The 20280-nt window shown below is 71.3% G+C and carries 16 protein-coding genes; 6 read left to right on the top strand and 10 right to left on the bottom strand.

From position 1 onward, the window contains the following. Positions 1-36 precede the first annotated feature (36 nt). The 3 genes from ACIBCJ_RS10885 to ACIBCJ_RS10875 all read right to left on the bottom strand — a co-directional run bounded on the left by ACIBCJ_RS10885 (position 37) and on the right by ACIBCJ_RS10875 (position 3602). Positions 37-282: a DUF6458 family protein gene (locus tag ACIBCJ_RS10885; protein ID WP_133888790.1), complete on the bottom strand. Its 246-nt coding sequence runs from the start codon at positions 280-282 to the stop codon at positions 37-39. Between the two features lie 114 nt (positions 283-396). Beyond that, positions 397-1695 (bottom strand): M18 family aminopeptidase, encoded by a 1299-nt coding sequence (locus ACIBCJ_RS10880; protein ID WP_365979450.1) that lies wholly within the window; start codon positions 1693-1695, stop codon positions 397-399. Between the two features lie 80 nt (positions 1696-1775). After that, positions 1776-3602, bottom strand: a complete 1827-nt coding sequence (locus ACIBCJ_RS10875) for an acyl-CoA dehydrogenase (protein WP_362099444.1) — start codon at positions 3600-3602, stop codon at positions 1776-1778. Between the two features lie 149 nt (positions 3603-3751). Here ACIBCJ_RS10875 and ACIBCJ_RS10870 point away from each other — a divergent pair, with 149 nt between their 5' ends. The 3 genes from ACIBCJ_RS10870 to ACIBCJ_RS10860 all read left to right on the top strand — a co-directional run bounded on the left by ACIBCJ_RS10870 (position 3752) and on the right by ACIBCJ_RS10860 (position 6501). Further along, complete coding sequence (locus ACIBCJ_RS10870; protein ID WP_365979449.1) at positions 3752-4222, top strand: SseB family protein; 471 nt, start codon at positions 3752-3754, stop codon at positions 4220-4222. A 150-nt stretch (positions 4223-4372) separates the two neighbouring features. Further along, complete coding sequence (locus tag ACIBCJ_RS10865) at positions 4373-5350, top strand: pirin family protein (protein WP_133888786.1); 978 nt, start codon at positions 4373-4375, stop codon at positions 5348-5350. A 65-nt stretch (positions 5351-5415) separates the two neighbouring features. Further along, positions 5416-6501 carry an AI-2E family transporter gene (locus tag ACIBCJ_RS10860; RefSeq protein ID WP_362099453.1) on the top strand — a complete coding sequence of 362 codons (1086 nt, stop codon included), beginning with the start codon at positions 5416-5418 and terminating at the stop codon, positions 6499-6501. Here the strand turns inward: ACIBCJ_RS10860 and ACIBCJ_RS10855 are convergent. Then, entirely contained in the window at positions 6432-8597 is a 2166-nt protein-coding gene (locus tag ACIBCJ_RS10855; RefSeq protein ID WP_362099456.1) for a SpoIIE family protein phosphatase, read from the bottom strand. The genes ACIBCJ_RS10860 and ACIBCJ_RS10855 overlap by 70 nt on opposite strands. Before the next feature lie 183 nt (positions 8598-8780). Here ACIBCJ_RS10855 and aspS point away from each other — a divergent pair, with 183 nt between their 5' ends. Continuing rightward, on the top strand, positions 8781-10544 hold the full coding sequence (gene aspS / locus ACIBCJ_RS10850) for an aspartate--tRNA ligase (RefSeq protein WP_365979448.1): 1764 nt from the start codon (positions 8781-8783) through the stop codon (positions 10542-10544). 72 nt (positions 10545-10616) lie between these two features. On the opposite strand, the gene ACIBCJ_RS10845 is transcribed toward aspS, so the two are convergent. Both ACIBCJ_RS10845 and ACIBCJ_RS10840 read right to left on the bottom strand, forming a co-directional pair. Then, complete coding sequence (locus tag ACIBCJ_RS10845; RefSeq protein WP_362099462.1) at positions 10617-10976, bottom strand: hypothetical protein; 360 nt, start codon at positions 10974-10976, stop codon at positions 10617-10619. Between the two features lie 94 nt (positions 10977-11070). Further along, a complete protein-coding gene (locus ACIBCJ_RS10840) occupies positions 11071-12111 on the bottom strand; it encodes a hypothetical protein (protein WP_365979446.1) in 1041 nt (346 codons plus the stop codon). A 411-nt stretch (positions 12112-12522) separates the two neighbouring features. Between ACIBCJ_RS10840 and ACIBCJ_RS10835 the strand changes: the two genes are divergently transcribed. After that, on the top strand, positions 12523-12801 hold the full coding sequence (locus tag ACIBCJ_RS10835) for a hypothetical protein (RefSeq protein ID WP_133888780.1): 279 nt from the start codon (positions 12523-12525) through the stop codon (positions 12799-12801). A 153-nt stretch (positions 12802-12954) separates the two neighbouring features. On the opposite strand, the gene ACIBCJ_RS10830 is transcribed toward ACIBCJ_RS10835, so the two are convergent. From ACIBCJ_RS10830 to ACIBCJ_RS10820, 3 genes are all read right to left on the bottom strand, one after another. Then, a complete protein-coding gene (locus ACIBCJ_RS10830; protein WP_362099469.1) occupies positions 12955-13320 on the bottom strand; it encodes a PH domain-containing protein in 366 nt (121 codons plus the stop codon). Positions 13321-13422: 102 nt separating this feature from the next. Further along, positions 13423-15039 (bottom strand): methionine--tRNA ligase, encoded by a 1617-nt coding sequence (gene metG / locus ACIBCJ_RS10825; RefSeq protein ID WP_365979445.1) that lies wholly within the window; start codon positions 15037-15039, stop codon positions 13423-13425. A gap of 109 nt (positions 15040-15148) precedes the next feature. Further along, positions 15149-16873 (bottom strand): VWA domain-containing protein, encoded by a 1725-nt coding sequence (locus ACIBCJ_RS10820; protein WP_365979443.1) that lies wholly within the window; start codon positions 16871-16873, stop codon positions 15149-15151. 282 nt (positions 16874-17155) lie between these two features. Between ACIBCJ_RS10820 and ACIBCJ_RS10815 the strand changes: the two genes are divergently transcribed. After that, complete coding sequence (locus tag ACIBCJ_RS10815) at positions 17156-19240, top strand: PhoX family protein (protein WP_362099478.1); 2085 nt, start codon at positions 17156-17158, stop codon at positions 19238-19240. A gap of 56 nt (positions 19241-19296) precedes the next feature. On the opposite strand, the gene ACIBCJ_RS10810 is transcribed toward ACIBCJ_RS10815, so the two are convergent. Further along, positions 19297-20217: a hypothetical protein gene (locus tag ACIBCJ_RS10810; RefSeq protein ID WP_365979442.1), complete on the bottom strand. Its 921-nt coding sequence runs from the start codon at positions 20215-20217 to the stop codon at positions 19297-19299. Positions 20218-20280 lie beyond the last annotated feature (63 nt).

The following is a 20280-nucleotide window of genomic DNA, read 5'->3' as shown; positions in this document are numbered from 1 at the left end:
GGCCGACAGGACGAGTGCCGCGTACGTCCGGCCGGCTCAGGCGCCGTAGCCGTTGTGGTAGCCGTCCTGCGTGTGGGGGCGGTCCTCGACGACCGGGGTCGTCGGCGGCATCATGACGCGGCGGCGCCGGGCGATGCTGCTGAACGTCGCGACGCCGATCAGGCCGACGACCATGAAGATCACACCGACCAGGTCGAGGTTGACGCCCTGCATGTCCCAGTCGGTCGCGAACGTGAGGATGGCTCCCACGGCGATGAGGATGATGCACCCGCCGAGGCCCATGAGTGTTGCCTCCCTGTCAGAGCCGGTCGGTTCCGGGAATCCGGTCGATCCGGTTCCGTGCGGGTACCCCGGGTGTCAACCCTCATGCCGTGGGGCGGCGTTCACCTTCCGGGGCTACGGCTGGAGGAACGCCACCAGGGCGTTCGCCAGCAGGTGCGGGTCCTCGGCGCCGCACAACTCCCGGACGCTGTGCATCGACAGGATGGCCACGCCGATGTCGACGGTGCTGATGCCGTGCCGGGCCGCGGTGATGGGGCCGATGGTGGTGCCGCACGGCATGGAGTTGTTGGAGACGAAGGTCTGGAAGGGGACGTCCGCCTTCTCGCAGGCCGCGGCGAACACCGCGCGTCCCGAACCGTCGGTGGCGTAGCGGTTGTTGACGTTGACCTTGAGGATCGGGCCGCCGTTGACGCGCGGGTGGTGCGTCGGGTCGTGCCGTTCCGCGTAGTTGGGGTGGACGGCGTGGCCCGTGTCGGAGGACAGGCAGACGGTGCCGGCGAAGGCGCGCGCCCGGTCCTCGTAGGATCCGCCGCGGGCGAAGACCGAGCGCTCCAGGACGGTGCCGAGCAGCGGGCCGTCGGCGCCGGTGTCCGACTGCGAGCCGGTCTCCTCGTGGTCGAAGGCCGCCAGCACCGGGATGTACGGCAGTTCGGCACCGGAGGCGGCGACCGCGGCCAGCGCGGCCGTCCCGGCGTGCACGGACAGCAGGTTGTCCATCCGCGGGCCGGCCACCAGCTCCCGGTCGCGGCCCAGGTACGCCGGGGGCTCCACGGAGTGCGTCATCAGGTCCCAGCCGGTGACCTCGCCGCGGGACAGGCCCGCCTCGTCCTCCAGGAAGGCGATCAGGTCGCCGTCGCGCACCGTGTCGCCCAGGCCCCAGACGGGCTGGAGGTGGCGCTGCTTGTCGAGCTTGAGGCCGTCCGCGGTGACGTTGCGGTCCATGTGGATGGCGAGTTGGGGGACGCGCAGCAGCGGGCGGTCGACGTCGACCAGGCGGGTGGTGCCGTCGCGCAGCGAGAGACGGCCGGCCAGACCGAGGTCGCGGTCGAGCCAGGAGTTCATCAGCGGGCCGCCGTAGATCTCCACGGCGACCTGGCGCCAGCCGTGGCCCCCGCTGTCCGGGCGGGGCTTGACGCGCAGGTTGGGGGAGTCGGTGTGGGCGCCGACGATGCGGAAGGGGGTGTGCGCCGCGGCGCCCTCGGGGACGTACCAGGCCACGATCGCGCCGCCACGCAGCACGTACTTGCCGCCGCTCGTCGCCTCCCAGGCGTCGGTCTCCGCGACCTGGCGGAACCCGGCCTTCTCCAGCCGCTCGGCGGCGTTCGCCACGGCGTGGTACGGAGTCGGGCTCGCCGACAGGAAGGTCATCAGATCGTCGGTGTGGCCGCGGTCGAAGCGGGAGGGTGCGCTCATGGGGTTCACCTTAACGACGTACGAGGGCCCGTCTCCCGTCCGGCGGGAGCGGGCCCTCGTGGGGGCGGGACGGACGAGTCCTAGAAGGCCGCCTCGTCCAGCTCCATCAGGTCGAGCTCGACGCCCTGGGCGATCTTGCGGGCCAGGGTGAGGCCGGGCAGGACGTTGGCCGCGAAGAACTTCGCCGCGGCGATCTTGCCGGTGTAGAAGGCCTTGTCCTTGGCGGACGCGGTCGGCAGCTTCTCGACGGCGATGGCGGCGCCCTTGAGGAGCAGGTAGCCGACGATCACGTCACCGGAGGCCTGGAGCAGGCGGGTGGTGTTGAGGCCGACCTTGTAGATGTTCTTGACGTCCTGCTCGGTGGCCGCGAGGTCGGTGAGCATCAGGCCGACGATGGCCTCCAGCTCGACGGCGGCCTTGGCCAGGTGCTCGCGGGCGCCGGACAGCTCCTCGCCGCCGGTGGCGAGCGCCAGGAACTTCTTGATGTCCTCGGCGAGCGAGTTCAGCGCGGCGCCCTGGTTGCGGACGATCTTCCGGAAGAAGTAGTCCTGGCCCTGGATCGCCGTGGTGCCCTCGTACAGGGTGTCGATCTTGGCGTCCCGGATGTACTGCTCGATCGGGTACTCCTGGAGGAAGCCGGAGCCGCCGAAGGTCTGGAGCGACTGGGCGAGCTGCTCGTAGGCCTTCTCGGAGCCGTAGCCCTTGACGACCGGCAGGAGCAGGTCGTTGAGGGCGTGCTCGGCCGAGGCGTCCTCGCCGCCCGCCTCCTTGACCTGGATCTCGTCCTGCACCGAGGCGGTGTACATGACCAGGGCGCGCATGCCCTCCGCGTACGCCTTCTGCGTCATCAGGGAGCGGCGCACGTCCGGGTGGTGCGTGATGGTGACCTTGGGGGCCGTCTTGTCCATGAAGTTGGCCAGGTCGGGGCCCTGGACGCGCTCCTTGGCGTACTCCAGGGCGTTGAGGTAGCCCGTGGAGAGGGTGGAGATCGCCTTCGTGCCGACCATCATGCGGGCGAACTCGATGATGCGGAACATCTGGCGGATGCCGTCGTGCTTGTCGCCGATCAGCCAGCCCTTGGCGGGGTGGCGGTCGCCGAAGGTCATCTCGCAGGTGTTGGACGCCTTCAGGCCCATCTTGTGCTCGACGTTGGTGGCGTAGACGCCGTTGCGCTCGCCCAGCTCACCGGTCTCGAAGTCGAACTCGTACTTCGGGACGAGGAAGAGGGACAGGCCCTTGGTGCCGGGTCCGGCGCCCTCGGGGCGGGCGAGGACGTAGTGGAGGATGTTCTCCGACATGTCGTGCTCGCCGGAGGTGATGAAGCGCTTCACGCCCTCGATGTGCCAGGAGCCGTCCTCCTGCTGCACGGCCTTGGTGCGGCCGGCGCCGACGTCCGAGCCGGCGTCCGGCTCGGTGAGCACCATGGTGGAGCCCCACTGCTTCTCGACGGCGATCGAGGCGATGTGCTTCTGGACCTCGTTGCCCTCCTCGAAGAGGATGCCGGCGAACGCCGGGCCGGAGGAGTACATCCACACGGCCGGGTTGGCACCGAGGATCAGCTCCGCGTACGCCCAGATCAGGGAGCGCGGCGAGGTGGTGCCGCCGATCTCCTCGGGCAGGCCGAGGCGCCAGTACTCGGAGTCCATGAAGGCCTGGTAGCTCTTCTTGAAGGACGCCGGGACCGGAGCGGTGTTGGTCTCCGGGTCGAAGACCGGCGGGTTGCGGTCGGCGTCGGCGAAGGACTCGGCCAGCTCGTTCTCGGAGAGGCGGGTCAGCTCCTCCAGGACGCTCCTGGCGGTGTCCGTGTCCATCTCCGCGAACGGGCCGGTGCCGTACACCTTGTCACGGCCGAGCACCTCGAAGAGGTTGAACTCGATGTCCCGGAGATTCGGCTTGTAGTGCCCCATGGCGACGGCTCCGTTGAGAGATCGGCGAGGCACTCGCTCCTCGCATCCGTACACGTACCAACTAGTAGCTCCGATGATGCTACCCGTCGGTAATAAGAAGCAACCCCGAGCCGTCCATCTGTGACTCGTTACTCGTTACTCTGTGCTGCATGTACGGCTACGACCAGACCGCGGGCCAACAGCAGCAGCAGTACGCCCCGCCCCCGCAGCAGCCGATGGCCGGCGGGTACGGGCAGCAGCCGCCGCTGTACCCCGAGCCGTCCCCGCCCTCGCTCGCGGACGCGGTGCGCGCCTTCACCACCGGCCAGATGTCCGCCGAGGACTTCCAGCAGATCTTCGCGACGTCGAAGGTCTACTGCCCCCGCGGCGACAATCCCGGCTTCCTCGCGCTGCACAACACCCAGCAGCCGGTGATCCCGATGTTCACCGGGCTGAAGGAGCTGCGGCGGTACGCGGGCAAGGAGTCCAAGTACTTCGTGATCGCCGGCGCGGAGGTGATCGACCTGCTGCCGACCGGCTACGGCTTCGTCCTGGACATGGAGGGTGAGCACCGGATGGTGTTCGACGCGAAGGCGGTCGAACAGATGGTCGATTTCGCCATGCGCCGCATGTACGGCTGACCCGTCGCGTCGCCGTCGCCGTCGCGTCGCCGTCGCGTCGCCGTCGCTGCCGTGAGCCCGGAGGGAATGCCCTCCGGGCTTTCGTGGTTCGGGGTGGCAAGAAGTTCAACGCTCAACTAAAGTGGTCGCACACCGCCCGAGGAGGTCGACATGCCCGCCGTGACCGTCGAGAACCCGTTGACGCTGCCCCGCGTCTCCGCACCCGCCGACGCCGTCGCACGCCCCGTGCTCACCGTCACGACCGCGCCCAGCGGATTCGAGGGTGAGGGCTTCCCGGTGCGCCGCGCGTTCGCCGGGATCAACTACCGCCACCTCGACCCGTTCATCATGATGGACCAGATGGGAGAGGTGGAGTACGCGCCCGGCGAGCCCAAGGGCACCCCGTGGCACCCCCACCGCGGCTTCGAGACCGTCACCTACATCGTCGACGGGATCTTCGACCACCAGGACTCCAACGGCGGTGGCGGCACCATCACCAACGGCGACACCCAGTGGATGACGGCGGGCTCGGGCCTGCTGCACATCGAGGCGCCGCCGGAGCAGTTGGTGATGTCGGGCGGGCTGTTCCACGGACTCCAGCTGTGGGTGAACCTGCCGGCCAAGGACAAGATGATGGCCCCCAGGTACCAGGACATCCGCAGCGGCAGCGTCCAGCTGCTCACCTCCCCCGACGGCGGCGCCCTGCTGCGCGTCATCGCCGGTGAGCTGGGCGGGCACGAGGGCCCCGGGATCACGCACACGCCGATCACGATGGTCCACGCGACGCTGGCGCCGGGCGCCGAGGTCACTCTGCCCTGGCGGGAGGACTTCAACGGCCTGGCGTACGTGATGGCCGGGCGCGGGTCGGTGGGCGCCGAACGGCGTCCGGTGCACCTCGGGCAGACCGCCGTCTTCGGCGCCGGGGGCTCGCTGACCGTCCGCGCGGACGAGAAGCAGGACTCCCGCACGCCGGACCTGGAGGTCGTCCTCCTCGGCGGCCGGCCCATCCGTGAGCCCATGGCGCACTACGGGCCGTTCGTGATGAACACCCGCGACGAACTCCAGCAGGCCTTCGAGGACTTCCAGAAGGGCCGGCTCGGCACGGTCCCGGCGGTCCACGGGATGTCCGCCGAGGGTCCCGGGGCCTGACCGTCCGTCACCCGGGCGGGCCGTCCGCGCAGGACAGCCCGCCCGGTGCGTGATCGGGTGGAAGCGTGTCCCTGCTCCCCGGCCCGGTCCGTCGCTTCGCCGCCTGGTGCGCCGTCGTCCTGCTCGCCAGCGGTGTGGCCTACGTCGCGATCCGGCTCTGCGTGGAGCTCCGCACCGCGGTGACGCCGGCGCTGCTCGCGCTGCTCGGCACCGCCCTGCTCCGACCGCTGCACCGGCGGCTGGTGAAGGCTCACGTGCAGCGGTCGCTGGCCGCCGGGCTGACCTGCGCGGCCGTGCTGGCCGTGGTCGGCGGCGCCGTGTACATCGTGGTGTCCGCGCTCGTGGAGACCGGCGACCAGATCGTCGCCTCGCTGCGGGACGCGGCCAAGGGCATCGCCGAGCACTTCGGTGCGGCCGGCACCTCGCTGGACGACGTCGCCTCCAACGCCCGTGAACTGCTGGGCAAGTTCGGCGGCACCGCCGCCTCGGGGGTGGTGACCGGCATCAGCGTCGTCGGCGAGATGCTGGCCATGGCCGTGCTGGCCCTGCTGCTCGTCTTCTTCTTCCTGCGCGACTCCGACCGGGCCACCGGCACGGTGCGCGCCCTCGCCCCGCCGGGCGCCGCCGACACGGTCGAGGCCATGGCCCGGCGGGCGTTCGGGGCCGTCGAGGGCTTCATGCGGGGCACCACCCTGATCGCCCTCATCGACGCGGTCTGCATCACCGTCGGGCTGCTCGTGCTGCGCGTCCCCGGCGCGGTCGGGCTCGGGGCGCTGGTCTTCGTCGGTGCCTACATCCCCTATCTCGGCGCGTTCATCTCGGGTGCCGTCGCGGTGCTGGTGGCGCTCGCCGACCGGGGGTTCGTCATCGCGCTGTGGGCCCTCGGCGTGGTGCTGGCCGTGCAGGTGCTGGAGGGCCACGTGCTCCAGCCGATGGTCCAGAGCCGCACCGTCCAGATGCACCCGGCCGTCGTGCTGCTGGCGCTCACCGCGGGCGCCTCGGTGGCGGGCATCCTGGGGATGCTCCTCGCCGTGCCGCTGACCGCCGCGGCCTTCGGGATCGTGCACGAACTCCAGGGGCGTTACGAGGCCGCCGGCACCTCCGGGCGGGCCGCGGGGCCGGAGTCGTCGTCGGGGTCGGCGGACTCGTAGAGCTCGTACCAGATGCTCTTGCCCTCGCCGCGCGGGGCGACGCCCCAGGCGTCCGCGAGCAGCTCGATCAGCATCAGTCCGCGCCCGGAGGACGCCATCTCCCCCGGCCTGCGCTTGTGCGGCAGGTCGTCGCCGTGGTCGGTGACCTCCACGCGGATCCGCCGCTCACCCGGCTCCCCCACCACCTCGGCGACGAGCAGGGCGTCGGTGTCGGTGTGGACCAGGACGTTCGTCAGCATCTCGGAGAGCAGCAGCACCGCCGCGTCCCGCTGCTCCTCACCGGGCCAGTCGTGCAGCAGGTCGCGCAGGTGCTGCCGGGCCGTGGCGATCCGGGCCGGCTCGGCCTGGGCGATCGTCAGCATCGTGCGCCGGACCGGTGCCCGGGCCGCGGTGGACTCGCCGCAGCCGCAGCCCTCGCCCTGCCGGCACAGCAGCAGCAGCGCGATGTCGTCCTCCCGGCGGTCGGCGAGCGGCCCGGTGGTGTGGTGCGAGGAGGGGCCGTGCACGGCCTGGACCAGCGCGTCGGCCAGCTCCTCCAGGCCCCCGGTGTGCTCCTCCAGGATCACGCGCAGGCGGTGCCAGCCGCTCTGCAGATCGTGGCCGCCGGTCTCGACCAGGCCGTCCGTGCACAGCATCAGCGTGTCCCCGGGCGCCAGGGCGAGCCGCGTCGTCGGGTAGTCCGAGTCCGGGTCGATGCCCAGCGGCAGCCCGCCCGCCGTGGCGAGGATCAGCGCCGTGCCGTCGGCCATCCGCACCACCGGGTCGAGGTGCCCGGCGCGGGCACTCTCCACGGTGCCGGTCGCGGGGTCGACCTCGGCGTAGTAGCAGGTCGCGAAGCGCAGGTCGCCCGGGTCGTCCTCGGACGTGGCGAGGCCGTGGAAGAAGTGCGAGGCGCGGGCGAGCACCGCGTCGGGCCGGTGGCCCTCGGAGGCGTAGGCGCGCAGGGCGATGCGCAGCTGGCCCATCAGCCCGGCCGCCCGCACGTCATGGCCCTGGACGTCGCCGATCACCAGGGCGAAGCGCCCCCCGGGCAGCGGGATCATGTCGTACCAGTCGCCGCCGACCTGGAGGCCGCCGCCGGTGGGGACGTAGCGGGCGGCGACGTCCATGCCGGGGATCTCCGGGCCGAGCATGGGCAGCATGGAGCGTTGCAGCCCTTCGGCCAGCTCCCGCTGGGTCTCGGCGGCGCCCGCCCGGGACAGGGCCTGCGCCAGCATCCGCGCCACCGTGGTGAGCACGGAGCGCTCGTCGGGCGTGAAGGCGACGGGGTAGGTGAAGGCCGCCATCCAGGCGCCCATGGTGCGACCCGCCACCGTCAGCGGCAGGAAGGCCCAGGAGTGGCGGCCGAAGCGCTCGGCGAGGGGCCAGGTGAGGGGGTAGCGGTGCCGGTACTGCCCGGGGGAGGAGAGATAGACGGCCCGGCCGGTGCGCACCACCTCGGCAGCCGGGTAGTCCGTCTCCAGCGGCATGTCGATGAACGGGTTCATGTCCCGCTGGGGCTGCCCGTGGTGGCCGATGACGGTGAGCCGGTCGCCCGAGACCCCGAAGACCGCGAGGCCGTCCGGGGAGAACCCCGGCATCGACAGCCCGGCCGCGACCCGCAGCACCTCCTCGGTGGACCGCGCCTCGGCCAGCGCCCGGCCCGCGTCCAGCAGGAAGGCCTCCCGCGAGCGGCGCCACTCGCCGGTGACCGCGCTGCGGCCGGCGGGGGTGCCCGGCCTCGGCTCGGGGACCTCCTGGAGGGTGCCGGTCAGCTCGTACGCCTTGCGCACGGGGTCGAACGAGGGCTTGGAGCGGCTGCGGACGACCCGGACGATGCGCCCGTGCTCGTCCATGATCCGGATCCGGACCTCGGCGAGGGTGTTCTCGGCGACGGCGAGCTGGACCACCCCGGTGATCTCGTTCCAGTCCACCGGGTGCAGCCGGGCCCGCACCTGCGCCTCCGTGAGGCACGCCCGTTCCGCCGGCAGACCGAGCAGGCGGGCGGTCTCCGCGTCTACCGTCACCTCTCCGGTGGCGGTGTCCCAGTGCCACAGTCCGGTCGCGAGGGCGACAAGGACGTCCTCCACCTCGGGCAGGGGCTCACCAGTGCGCATTGCCCCACTTTAAGAAGAGGTGATCGGACGCTGCCACCGGTCGCCGCGGCCCCGGACCGGCTCCGTGGCGCGTCCGGGGCGGGACTATGGGGAGGAAGGCAGCCGTGGCTGCCCGGTACGCTGGGGTTGTTTCACGTGAAACGCGAAACGCATCCCCGACCCGCGAAGGCTGGATGAACGACGATGCATCGGTACAGGTCCCACACCTGCGGCGAGCTCCGCTCCTCTGACGTCGGCACCGACGTCCGACTGAGTGGCTGGCTGCACAATCGGCGCGACCTGGGCGGCATCCTCTTCATCGATCTGCGCGATCACTACGGCATCACGCAGCTCGTCGCCCGTCCGGGCACCGAGGCCTACGAGGCGCTGGACAAGCTCACCAAGGAATCGACCGTTCGGGTCGACGGCAAGGTCGTCTCCCGCGGCTCCGAGAACATCAACCCCGACCTGCCCACCGGCGAGATCGAGGTCGAGGTCGGCGAGGTCGAGCTGCTCGGCGCCGCCCAGCCGCTGCCCTTCACCATCAACACCGAGGACGGGGTCAACGAGGAGCGGCGCCTGGAGTACCGCTTCCTGGATCTGCGCCGCGAGCGCATGCACCGCAACATCATGCTGCGCACGTCGGTCATCTCCTCGATCCGCAGCAAGATGGTGGCCCTGGGCTTCAACGAGATGGCGACGCCCATCCTCACCGCCACCTCCCCCGAGGGCGCCCGCGACTTCGTGGTGCCCTCCCGCCTGCACGCGGGCCGCTTCTACGCGCTGCCGCAGGCGCCGCAGCAGTTCAAGCAGCTGCTGATGATCTCCGGCTTCGACCGGTACTTCCAGATCGCGCCCTGCTTCCGCGACGAGGACGCCCGCGCCGACCGCTCGCCGGGCGAGTTCTACCAGCTCGACGTCGAGATGAGCTTCGTCGAGCAGGAGGACGTCTTCCAGCCGGTCGAGCGGCTGATGACGGAGCTGTTCGAGGAGTTCGGCAACGGCCGCCATGTGACCTCGCCGTTCCCGCGCATCCCGTTCCGCGAGGCGATGCTGAAGTACGGCTCCGACAAGCCGGACCTGCGCGCCCAGCTGGAGCTGGTCGACATCACCGACGTCTTCGAGGGCTCGGAGTTCAAGGCCTTCGCCGGCAAGCACGTGCGCGCGCTGCCCGTCCCGGACGTCGCCGCCCAGCCCCGCAAGTTCTTCGACCAGCTCGGTGACTACGCCGTCTCGCAGGGCGCCAAGGGCCTGGCCTGGGTCCGCGTCGGTGAGGACGGCAAGCTGGCCGGCCCGATCGCGAAGTTCCTCACCGAGGAGAACGTCGCGGAGCTGACCAAGCGGCTCTCGCTGGCCGCCGGCCACGCGGTGTTCTTCGGCGCGGGCGAGTTCGACGAGGTCTCGAAGATCATGGGCGCGGTGCGCGTCGAGGCCGCCCGGCGCGCCGGGCACTTCGAGGAGAACGTCTTCCGGTTCTGCTGGATCGTCGACTTCCCGATGTACGAGAAGGACGAGGAGACGGGGAAGATCGACTTCTCCCACAACCCCTTCTCGATGCCGCAGGGCGGCATGGACGCCCTGGAGAACCAGGACCCGCTGGACATCCTGGCCTGGCAGTACGACATCGTCTGCAACGGCGTGGAGCTGTCCTCCGGCGCGATCCGGAACCACGAGCCGGAGATCATGCTCAAGGCCTTCGAGATCGCGGGCTACGACGCGGAGACCGTCGAGCGCGAGTTCGCCGGCATGCTGCGCGCGTTCCGCTTCGGCGCCCCGCCGCACGGCGGCATCGCCCCCGGCGTCGACCGCATCGTCATGCTGCTGGCCGACGAACCCAACATCCGCGAGACCATCGCCTTCCCGCTCAACGGCAACGCCCAGGACCTGATGATGGGCGCCCCGACCGAGCTGGACGAGTCCCGGCTGAGGGAGCTGCACCTGACGGTGCGCAAGCCGCAGCCGAAGTAGCAGTCCGCGGTACGAGAAGGGCCCCGCACCGGGGATCACCCGGTGCGGGGCCCTTCCCGCTTTCCCGTGCGGTCAGGCCGCCGGACGCCGGGACACGGGGGTGTCCGCGTCCGGGTCCCGGCGGTGGTGGGCGGCCGAGTCGCCGCGGGTGTCCCTGAGGGTCTGGCACACCATGCCGACCGCGCCCAGGAGGACGACGAATCCGGTGAGGACCAGCGCCACCACCACGTCCCGGGTACGGGGCAGCTGCCCGTAGCCGTAGGCGGCGGTGAAGGCGGCGATGGCGGTCATCGCCGTCCAGAAGCCGGGCGTGCGCAGCCGTCGGCGGACGTGTGCCGGGAGCACCGGCACGGGGATGTTGAGCTTGCGGACCCAGTGCGGCTGCTGGACCCGTTGCGGCAGCGGGGTGACGTTGTCGTCGGTGGGGTTCATGCGACGTTCCTTCGCACAGGTGGGGACGGTGGGGGTGCTGCGGCCCGCCCGCCGGTGACGTCCGAGGAGGCGGCGCGGCGCCGGCGGGCGGAGGTCAGCGGGCGGCAAGCGGGACCCGGCCGAGGTGCTGGGCGAGGTTCTTGGCGTTGATCTCGTACCGTCCCAGCACCAGCCCGGGGATGTCGGCTCCTCGGGCCAGCGAGGAGGCCAGCAGCCCGGTGCACCGCCAGGGCGCGAGGACGGTGCCGCCCTCGGTGAGGGGCCGGACGAAGAAGCCGTGTGCGGCGGCCACGAGCACCACGGCCGACTCCAGGACGTGTCCGCCGTGGTAGACCGCCAGCGGGATCTGGCCGCCGATCAGGGCCTCGGTGATGGCCGAGGCGGTGTCGTCGACGAACTGGACGTGGGCGCAGAGCTGTTCGGGCAGGGGCGAGGGAAGGGTGCGGAACTCCTTGGGCAGGATGGCGTATCCGGGTGCCACGGGGTGGCGGACGTCGTCCTCGGTGCGCAGCTTCCACTCGCCCTCGGGCAGCAGCAACCGGTAGGCGTCGGAGCAGTCGGCGGCCATGGCCTGACGGGCGGTGGCGACGGCCGCCGCGATCGGCTCACCCGGGACCTTGGCCAGGACGGACAGGGAGGCGGCCCAGGGGTGGCTGGTGACCAGCAGGTCCTGGAGCGAACCGCACAGGGCGACCGACACGAAGGCCCGGTCCTCCGCGATGCACCTGCGGACCTGTTCGAGGCGCCGGGCCGGGTCCCCGTGCGGACCGATGATCTCCAGTGCGTCGGTGTCGAGGTCCGTGCGCTCCCACAGCATTCCGCGGACGCCGGAGGAGATGTCGGTGAGCACGCCCACGGTCCTCTCCCGCCAGAACGCACGGGCTCGTGGCACCCCGGCGACCGGAGGGGCGGCCCGGAGGGGAGCCGGGTCGTGGAGGAGGGCGAGCTTCTCCTCGGGGGACTCCGGCTCGGGCAGGACGTGGCGCGACTGGTCGACGTCGAGGTCGCGGACGAGGTCGGAGGACCCGCCGGCGATGGCCCGCACCGCCTCTTCGGCGGTGGCGCGCGCCAGCTCCGCCGAAATCCTGGGCGTCGACGGTACGCCGCCGCTCTCAGAACCGCCGTGAGACTTCACCGGTACCTCCTGGCTCTCAGCTTCCGGGGTCTGTTCGTCAGACTACACGCGGCACGAACGACAGAGAGGTGACACGTCCGGTAGTTCTCAAGTTATTACTACGAGAGCACTGATTGCGTCTGACGAGGGAGGACTCGAGGTCGTGAGGCGGTGAGGGGTCGCCGGGCCGTTTCCGGAAGGCGCGCGGGTCGTTTGACGAGTCGGGACTTCGGGGAGTTACTCAGTCGACACGGCTTGCTGTGAGAGTGAGGTAACTACGAGATACCCGCACTACAGCACTACAGAACGACTAGTGTGGACCGCCGGAGTTCGTTCCGTTCCCTGGCACTTCTGTGCCCGGGTGCGACAGTAACCGGCGTGCCGTCGTCCGTCTGGTCGGCGGCGGCATGCCCTCGTCGGAAAGAGGGTTCCATGACCGAACACACCCGGAAGACAGCTCGTCAAGGGGACAAGGAGCGGCAGATCGTCGTCTCCGTGCGGTTTCCCGAACCACTGTTGCAGAAGGTGAACGCCTACGCCGATGTGGTGGATGCCAGCGCGAACGCCGTCATTCGTGAGGCCGTGGAAGAGCACATCCGGGCCCAGGTCCGTACACCGGAGTTCCAGCGCAGGAGCAAGGAGTACCTGAGGCGGGCCCAGGAACAGATCGCCGTCCTGGAGGACGAGGAGCCGACCGCCCTTGTCTCCTGAGCGACCACGCGGCGGGGAGCTGGTGCCGGCGGGGATGGCACGAGCGGCGGGCCGCTTCGGCACGGAAAACGGCGGACGGGGTGCCGGACCCCGCGGGTCCGGCACCCCGTGCGATGCCGCATGCCGGGATCACCCGGTCTCGCGGGGGGACGGCTAGCGCGCCACGAACTGGGTCAGGATCGCCTGGACCTCGTAGATGTCGACGCCCTTGGTGAAGGTCTTCTGGATGGGCGCCTGGGAACCGGACAGCCAGATCTTCAGCTCGGCGTCCAGGTCGAGGTGGCCGGCCGTCTCCACCGCGAAGTGCGTGATGCTGCGGTACGGGATCGAGTGGTACTCGGTCTTCTTGCCGGTGATGCCCTGCTTGTCGACCAGGAGCAGCCGACGGTCGGTGAACATGATGGTGTCGCGTATCAGCAGGTAGGCGGCGTGCACCTGCTCGCCGTGGCCGAGCAGACGGGCGTACTCCTGCTGGGCCTGGCCCGGGTCGATGCTGTGCGCGTTGCCGAACAGTGCCATGGAAAGTCCCCCCACGTGGAATGGCTGTCGTTCGATCTTCGCAAACGCGGAGGGCCCGGGAGAAGCCTCTGCCTCTCCCGGGCCCCTGCTGTAGCGAGCGCGTTACGCGGCCGGCTTCTCCTCAAGACGCGGGAAGAGCACCGCGCCCTTGGTGACGGTGGCACCGGCGGACAGCCGGCCCCAGTCCGCCGCGTCCTGGACCCGCTGGTCGGCGAGGGCTCCCAGGGAGGCCTCGGCGCCGAGGGAGTCCCAGAGCTTCTGGGAGGTGTCCGGCATGACCGGGTTGAGCAGGACCGCCACCGCGCGCAGGGACTCCGCGGCCGTGTAGAGGATCGTCGCCAGGCGGGCCCTGCCCTCCGGCGAGTCGTCCTTGGCGACCTTCCACGGCTCCTGCTCCGTGATGTAGCCGTTGACCTGCTTCACGAAGTCGAAGACCGCCAGGATGCCGCCCTGGAAGTCAAGCTCCTCGCCGATCTTCCGGTCGGCCTCGGTGACCGCCCTGGTCAGGCCGTCGTGGATCGCCTTCTCCGCGTCCCCGTCGGCCGTCGCGGCCGGCAGCTCGCCGCCGAAGTACTTGTTGACCATGGCCGCCACGCGGGAGGCGAGGTTGCCGTAGTCGTTGGCCAGCTCGCTGGTGTAGCGGGCGGAGAAGTCCTCCCAGGAGAACGAGCCGTCCTGGCCGAACGCGATCGCGCGCAGGAAGTACCAGCGGTACGCGTCCACGCCGAAGTGCGAGGTCAGGTCCTGCGGCTTGATGCCGGTCAGGTTGGACTTGCTCATCTTCTCGCCGCCGACCATCAGCCAGCCGTTCGCGGCGATCTTCCCGGGCAGCGGCAGGCCCTGCGCCATCAGCATGGCCGGCCAGATGATCGCGTGGAAGCGCAGGATGTCCTTGCCGACCAGGTGCACGTCGGCGGGGAACGTCGACGCGAACTTCTCCGGGTTCTCGTTGTAGCCGACCGCCGTGGCGTAGTTCAGCAGGGCGTCGACCCACACGTAGATGACGTGCTTGTCGTCCCAGGGGACCGGCACGCCCCAGTCGAAGGTCGAGCGGGAGATGGAGAGGTCCTGGAGGCCCTGGCGGACGAAATTCACGACCTCGTTGCGCGCGGACTCGGGCTGGATGAATCCCGGGTTGGCCTCGTAGTGGGCGAGCAGCTTCTCGCTGTACGCGCTCAGCTTGAAGAAGTAGTTCTCCTCGCTGAGGATCTCCACCGGCTTCTTGTGGATCGGGCACAGCTTCTGGCCCGCGTACTCGCCCTCGCCGTCGAGCAGCTCGCCGGGGAGCTTGTACTCCTCGCAGCCCACGCAGTACGGGCCCTCGTAGCCGCCCTTGTAGATCTCGTCCCTGTCGTACAGGTCCTGCACGAACTCCTGGACGCGGTCGGTGTGCCGCCTCTGCGTGGTGCGGATGAAGTCGTCGTTCGCGATCTCCAGGTGCTCCCACAGGGGCTTCCATGCCTCCGTGACGAGCTTGTCGGCCCAGGCCTGCGGGGTGACCCCGTTCGCCTCGGCCGTACGCATGATCTTCTGACCGTGCTCGTCCGTGCCGGTGAGGTACCACACCTTCTCACCGCGCTGGCGGTGCCAGCGGGTGAGCACGTCGCCTGCGACGGTCGTATAGGCGTGGCCCAGGTGAGGAGCGTCGTTGACGTAGTAGATGGGGGTCGAGACGTAGTACGCCTTCGCCCCCTGCTTCTCGGTTCCAGTGGCCGCCATGGTCGAAATCCTACTGGTCCGGCCGGGCTCGCCTCACACGCGTTTCGGGGGGTGGACGGGGGTTCCCCGTCCACCCCCCGAGGGCGGCTCCGGCGCGCGCCGGCGGGCCCTACGGGCGCCAGGCGGCCAGGACGCCCTCGTAGAGCTCCTTGTCGGTGAGCTCCTTGGGCGTCTCGCCGGCCAGGAAGTGGGAGGCGTTGCCCGTCTTCAGCTTGCGGAGGTAGTCGAAGGCCTTGTTCTCCGGGTCGCCGAACGCCACGAAGGCGAAGTGGACGTGCGGGTGGTTCGCCGCGGCGTCCGTCAGGGCCTGGGTGGCGGGGGTCTTGGCGTCGGGGGCGCCGTCGGTCTGGAAGACCACCAGGGCGGGGGTGCCGGGGGCGGCCTCCTTGTCGTGGTGGGCGAGGACGGCCTCGACGGCGGCGTGGTAGCTGGTGCGGCCCATGCGGCCGAGCGCCGCGTGCAGCTCGTCGATCTTGTTCTCGTGGTCGGTGAGGGTCAGCTCGCCGGTGCCGTCCAGCTCGGTCGAGAAGAACGTGACGTGGACCGTGGCCTCGGGGTCGAGGTGCGCCGCGAGGGCGAGGGTCTGCTCGGCGAGGGCCTGGGCGGAGCCGTCCTTGTAGTACGGGCGCATGGACGCGGAGCGGTCGAGGACGAGGTGGACCTTGGCGCGGGCGCCGGTGAGGTCGTGCTTCTTGAGGGCGGTGCCGGCTGCTTTGTAGGCGGCGGCGAGGCCGGGGGCGGTGGAGCGGAGGCGGGTGGCGGGGGTGGCGGGCTTTGCCTCCGGCTGGGGGGTCGACGGGGACGCCTCGGCTTCGCCCTCGGCGTTCCGGCTCCCACCCGCACCACCCGTGGCGGATGCGTCGTCGGGTGCGGGTGGCCCCTGTGGGGTGTCCTCGCCGTCGGCGGGTGCGGGGTGCGTGGGCGCGGGATCGGCCTCGGCTGCCTTCGGCTTCGGCTTGGCGGCTTTGGCCTCCGGCTTGGCCTTGGCCTCGGGCTTGGGCTTGGCCTTGGCCTCGGGCTTGGCCTCGGGCTTGGCCTCGGGCTTGGCTTTGGCCTCGGGCTTGGCCTCGGGCTTGGCCTCGGGCTTGGCCTCGGGCTTGGCTTTGGCCTCGGGCTTGGCTTCCGGCGTCGCCTTGGCCTCGGGCTCGGGCTTGGCTTCCGGCTCGGCCTTCGCTTCCGGCTCGGGCTTGGCTTCGGGCGTGGCCTTCGGCTTCGGTGCCGGCTGGGTTTCCGGCTCGGTCTCGACCTTCGGCTCGGTCTTCGCTTCCTCGGGCTCCGGCTTGGCTTCCGGTTCTGCCTTCGGCTTCGCCTTGGCCTCTGGCGTTGCCTTGGCCTCCGGCTCGGGCTCGGCTTCCGGGGCTGCCTTCGGCTTCGCCTCGGCTGCCTCGGGCTTCGGCTCCGGCTCGGCTGCCTCTGGAGCCGCCTCCGCTTCCGGCGCTGCCTTCGGCTCCGGCTCGGCTGCCTCGGGCTTCGGCTTCGATTCCGGCTCCGGCTTGGCTGTCTTCGGCTCGGGGGCCGCTTCCGCCTCCGGGGGCGCTTCCGCTGCCGGGGTGGGTGTCGGGTCCGTCGGCTTGGGGACCGTGACGTTGGTGAAGGCGGCCTTGACGAGGTCGTGCTCGTCGGGGGTGGGTTCCGAGCGGGGCTCGGGGATCTGGGAGGACTCCGGCTGGGCCGGGGTCTCGGCCGGTTCCGGGGGCGCGGTGGGCTGGGACGGGAGCTTCGGCTCCGGCGCGGTGACCGGCGGTGCCGTCTCCTGCGTCGCACCCTCCGCCTGGGCGGCCCGTTCTTTGCGTGACCGGCCGAACGCGTTCCGCAGGAGAGTGAGAATGCCCATGTGCGCAACCCTTCGGGTGAGTTGATGCCGTCAATCCCTGGCCAGGACGGACACGTAAGGTTAGCGGTCCCGGCTTGTGATCTTGTGCAGGGTCTGGCATGCGGGCGGCGACGCGTCAAGGCCGGATCGAGACGTCGCCGTCGGGCCCCACCGATTCCCACGGATTCCCGCGGATTCCCCGGGTTCACCCGGCGTTCACCGCGACGCCCGGTCCCCGCACGTATGTGCGCCTACGGTCGCGCTGACACCAGGGCATACAGGGATTCCCAAGGGGAGAACACAGTGCGCAAGCTCCTGCCGTTGATCGGAACGCCGTCCGGTTCGCACCCCGGCGGCCGGTCGGCGATGACCTGCCGTTTCCGGTGCGGCGACGCCTGTTTCCACGAGGTGCCGAACACCAGCGGCAACGAGTACGTCGGTGACGTCATCGCCGGTGCGCTCAGCCGCCGTTCCGTGATGCGTGCCGCCGCCGTCGTCACCGTCGCGGCGGCGGGTGCCGGGGCGGTGGGCGTGGCGGGGGCGCCGTCCGCGCAGGCCGCGCCCGCGGCCGGAAAGGGACACGGGAACGGGAAGCCGTCCGGGGGGCAGGGAGCGCGCGGGCTGCGGTTCACCCCCGTCGCGCCCAACACCGACGACACCGTGACCGTTCCGCAGGGGTACCGGCAGGACGTCGTCATCCGATGGGGTGAGCCCATTCTGCGCGGGGCGCCCGCCTTCGATCCGGAGAAGCAGAGCGCGCGGGCGCAGGCCGGGCAGTTCGGGTACAACAACGACTTCCTGGCGCTGCTGCCGCTGCGGGGCGAGCACGGCCGTCAGCTTCTCGTCGCGAACCACGAGTACACCGACGAGGTACTCATGTTCCGCGGCTACGACCCCGCGAACCCGACGCGCGAGCAGGTCGAGATCGCCTGGGCCGCGCACGGGCTGTCCGTCGTCGCCGTGGAGGAGGAGCGCGGGAGCGGCCGGCTGACGCCCGTCACGCGGCACCGGCTGAACCGGCGGGTCACCGCCACCACCGAGTTCCGGCTGACCGGACCCGCCGCCGGGTCCGACCTGGTGAAGACCTCCGCCGACCGCACCGGCCGCAAGGTGCTCGGCACCCTCAACAACTGCTCCGGCGGCACCACCCCGTGGGGCACGACGCTGCACGGCGAGGAGAACTTCAACCAGTACTTCGCCAACGCCTCCAGCCCCACCGACAAGCGGTACGGCATCGGGACCGGCGCCACCGAGCGCAAGTGGGAGCGGTTCGACAAGCGGTTCGACGTGGCGCGGGAGCCGAACGAGGTGCACCGCTTCGGGTACGTCGTCGAACTCGACCCGTACGACCCGGACTCCACCCCGCGCAAGCACACGCTGCTCGGCCGGTTCAAGCACGAGGCGGCGACCGTACGCCTGACGCACGACGGCCGGCCGGTCGTCTACACCGGCGACGACGAGCGGTTCGACTACTTCTACAAGTTCGTCGGCAGCAAGCGGATGCGGCACGGGACCTCCCGCGGGGCGCGCGAGCACAACCTGTCGCTGCTCGACGAGGGCACCCTGTACGTCGCCAGGCTCGACGGCGACTCCCCGGCGATCGAGGTCGACGGGACGGGCACGCTGCCGCGCGACGGCGAGTTCGACGGCGGCGGCACGTGGATCCCGCTGGTCACCGCCACGGAGCGCGGTGCCGTCTCGCACGTCGAGGGGATGAGCGCCGAAGAGGTGTGCGTCTTCACGCGGCTCGCCGGGGACAAGGTCGGCGCGACCAAGATGGACCGGCCCGAGGACATCGAGCCGTCGCCGACCACCGGCAAGGTGTACGTCGCCCTCACCAACAACACCAACCGCGGCAAGGCCGGTTACGCGGGACCCGACGAGGCCAACCCGCGCAACGCCAACAAGCACGGTCACGTCCTGGAGCTGACCGAGCACCGCGGCCGGGCCGACGCCACCCGGTTCGGCTGGTCGCTGTTCCTCGTCGCCGGCGACCCGGAGGACCCGGCGACCTACTTCGCGGGCTTCCCCAAGGACCGGGTCAGCCCGATCTCCTGCCCGGACAACGTCGCCTTCGACGACCACGGCAACCTGTGGATCTCCACCGACGGTAACGCCCTCGGCACCCACGACGGGCTCTTCGGCGTGGCGACCAAGGGCGACCGGCGCGGCGAGCTGAAGCAGTTCCTGACCGTGCCGACCGGCGCGGAGACCTGCGGTCCGCTCGTCCAGGACCGGCGGGTCCTGGTCGCCGTGCAGCACCCCGGCGAGGTCGACGGCGCCTCCGTGGAGCGGCCGGCCAGCAACTGGCCCGACGGACCGGGGAAGATCGTGCGCCCGGCCGTCGTGGCGGTGTGGCGCGCGGACGGCCGCGACATCGGCGTCTGAGCCGCCCTCCCCGACCGGCGTCGCCCCGGACCGCGACTCCCGCACGGACTCCGGGTTCAGAGCCCGGTGCGCGTCGGCCGGGGCGGTGACGGTTCGGCGGCCCGCGGCGCCCGGGGGCGGCGGTGCCGCCGGTGTCCGTAGCGGTCCGTGAGCCAGGAGACCAGGGCGACCGTCAGGCCGAGGGCGACCAGGAGCCAGGAGGCGGTGCGCAGGGTCTCGGTGAGGGCGTCGTAGACGGCGCCCGCGGCGGGGCCGTCCACCGGGCCGGGGAGTTCGGCGACGGTCAGCCGGCGGCCGACCACGACGGTGAGCGCGAGCAGCGCCCCGCCGAGGGCGGTGCCGATCCCGGCGGCGGTGACGGCGCGGCGGCGGCGGGCGGCGAGGGCGATGCCGGTGAGCGCGAAGACGACGGCCGCCAGCGGCAGCCAGACGGCGGCGACGTCGAGCACGTGGTAGCCCTTCCTGAGCCGGTCCGTCTCGTGGGCCGGGAGCACGGTGACCGCGGTGTGCCGGACCGGGATGCGCCGGGCGAAGGGCACGTGGTCCTCGGCGAGCCGGTCCCGCACGCGTTCGGTGACGGGGGCCAGGTCGACGGTGACCGGGCGCCCGGCCGCCCCGTCGTCGCGCAGGGCGCGCAGGACGGCGGCGTGGACGGTGCGGTTGGCGGCGTCCCAGCCCTCGCGGAAGGCCGCGGTACGGGTGAACGAGCGGGCCGCGTCCCGCACGAAGAGCCGCACGCTGCCGCTCACGGGGCCGGCCGTGACCTCGTCGACGAGCCCGGTGAAGCCGTCGCCCAGCGTGTCGGCCGCCGCCTCCCTGACGTCGGGATCGTCGGCGAGCGGCGCGACGGCCGCGACGTAGCGGTCGGTGTCGGCCGGACCGTGCACCGCCCAGCCCGCCAGCGTGGCGCACGGCGCGAGCAGGCAGGCGAGGGCGAGCAGGACGGCCGACAGGACGCCCCGGAGGCGTGGGAGCACCCTTCGAGACAAACCCCCGCGGGCCCGCCGGGCGACCGGCGTGACTGCAAATGGCCCCCGGCG

Source organism: Streptomyces sp. NPDC051136 (genome assembly GCF_044455745.1).
Classification (GTDB): Bacteria; Actinomycetota; Actinomycetes; order Streptomycetales; family Streptomycetaceae; genus Streptomyces.
Note: the sequence above shows the minus strand (reverse complement) of the source record. Positions and strands in the feature narration are given on the sequence as shown.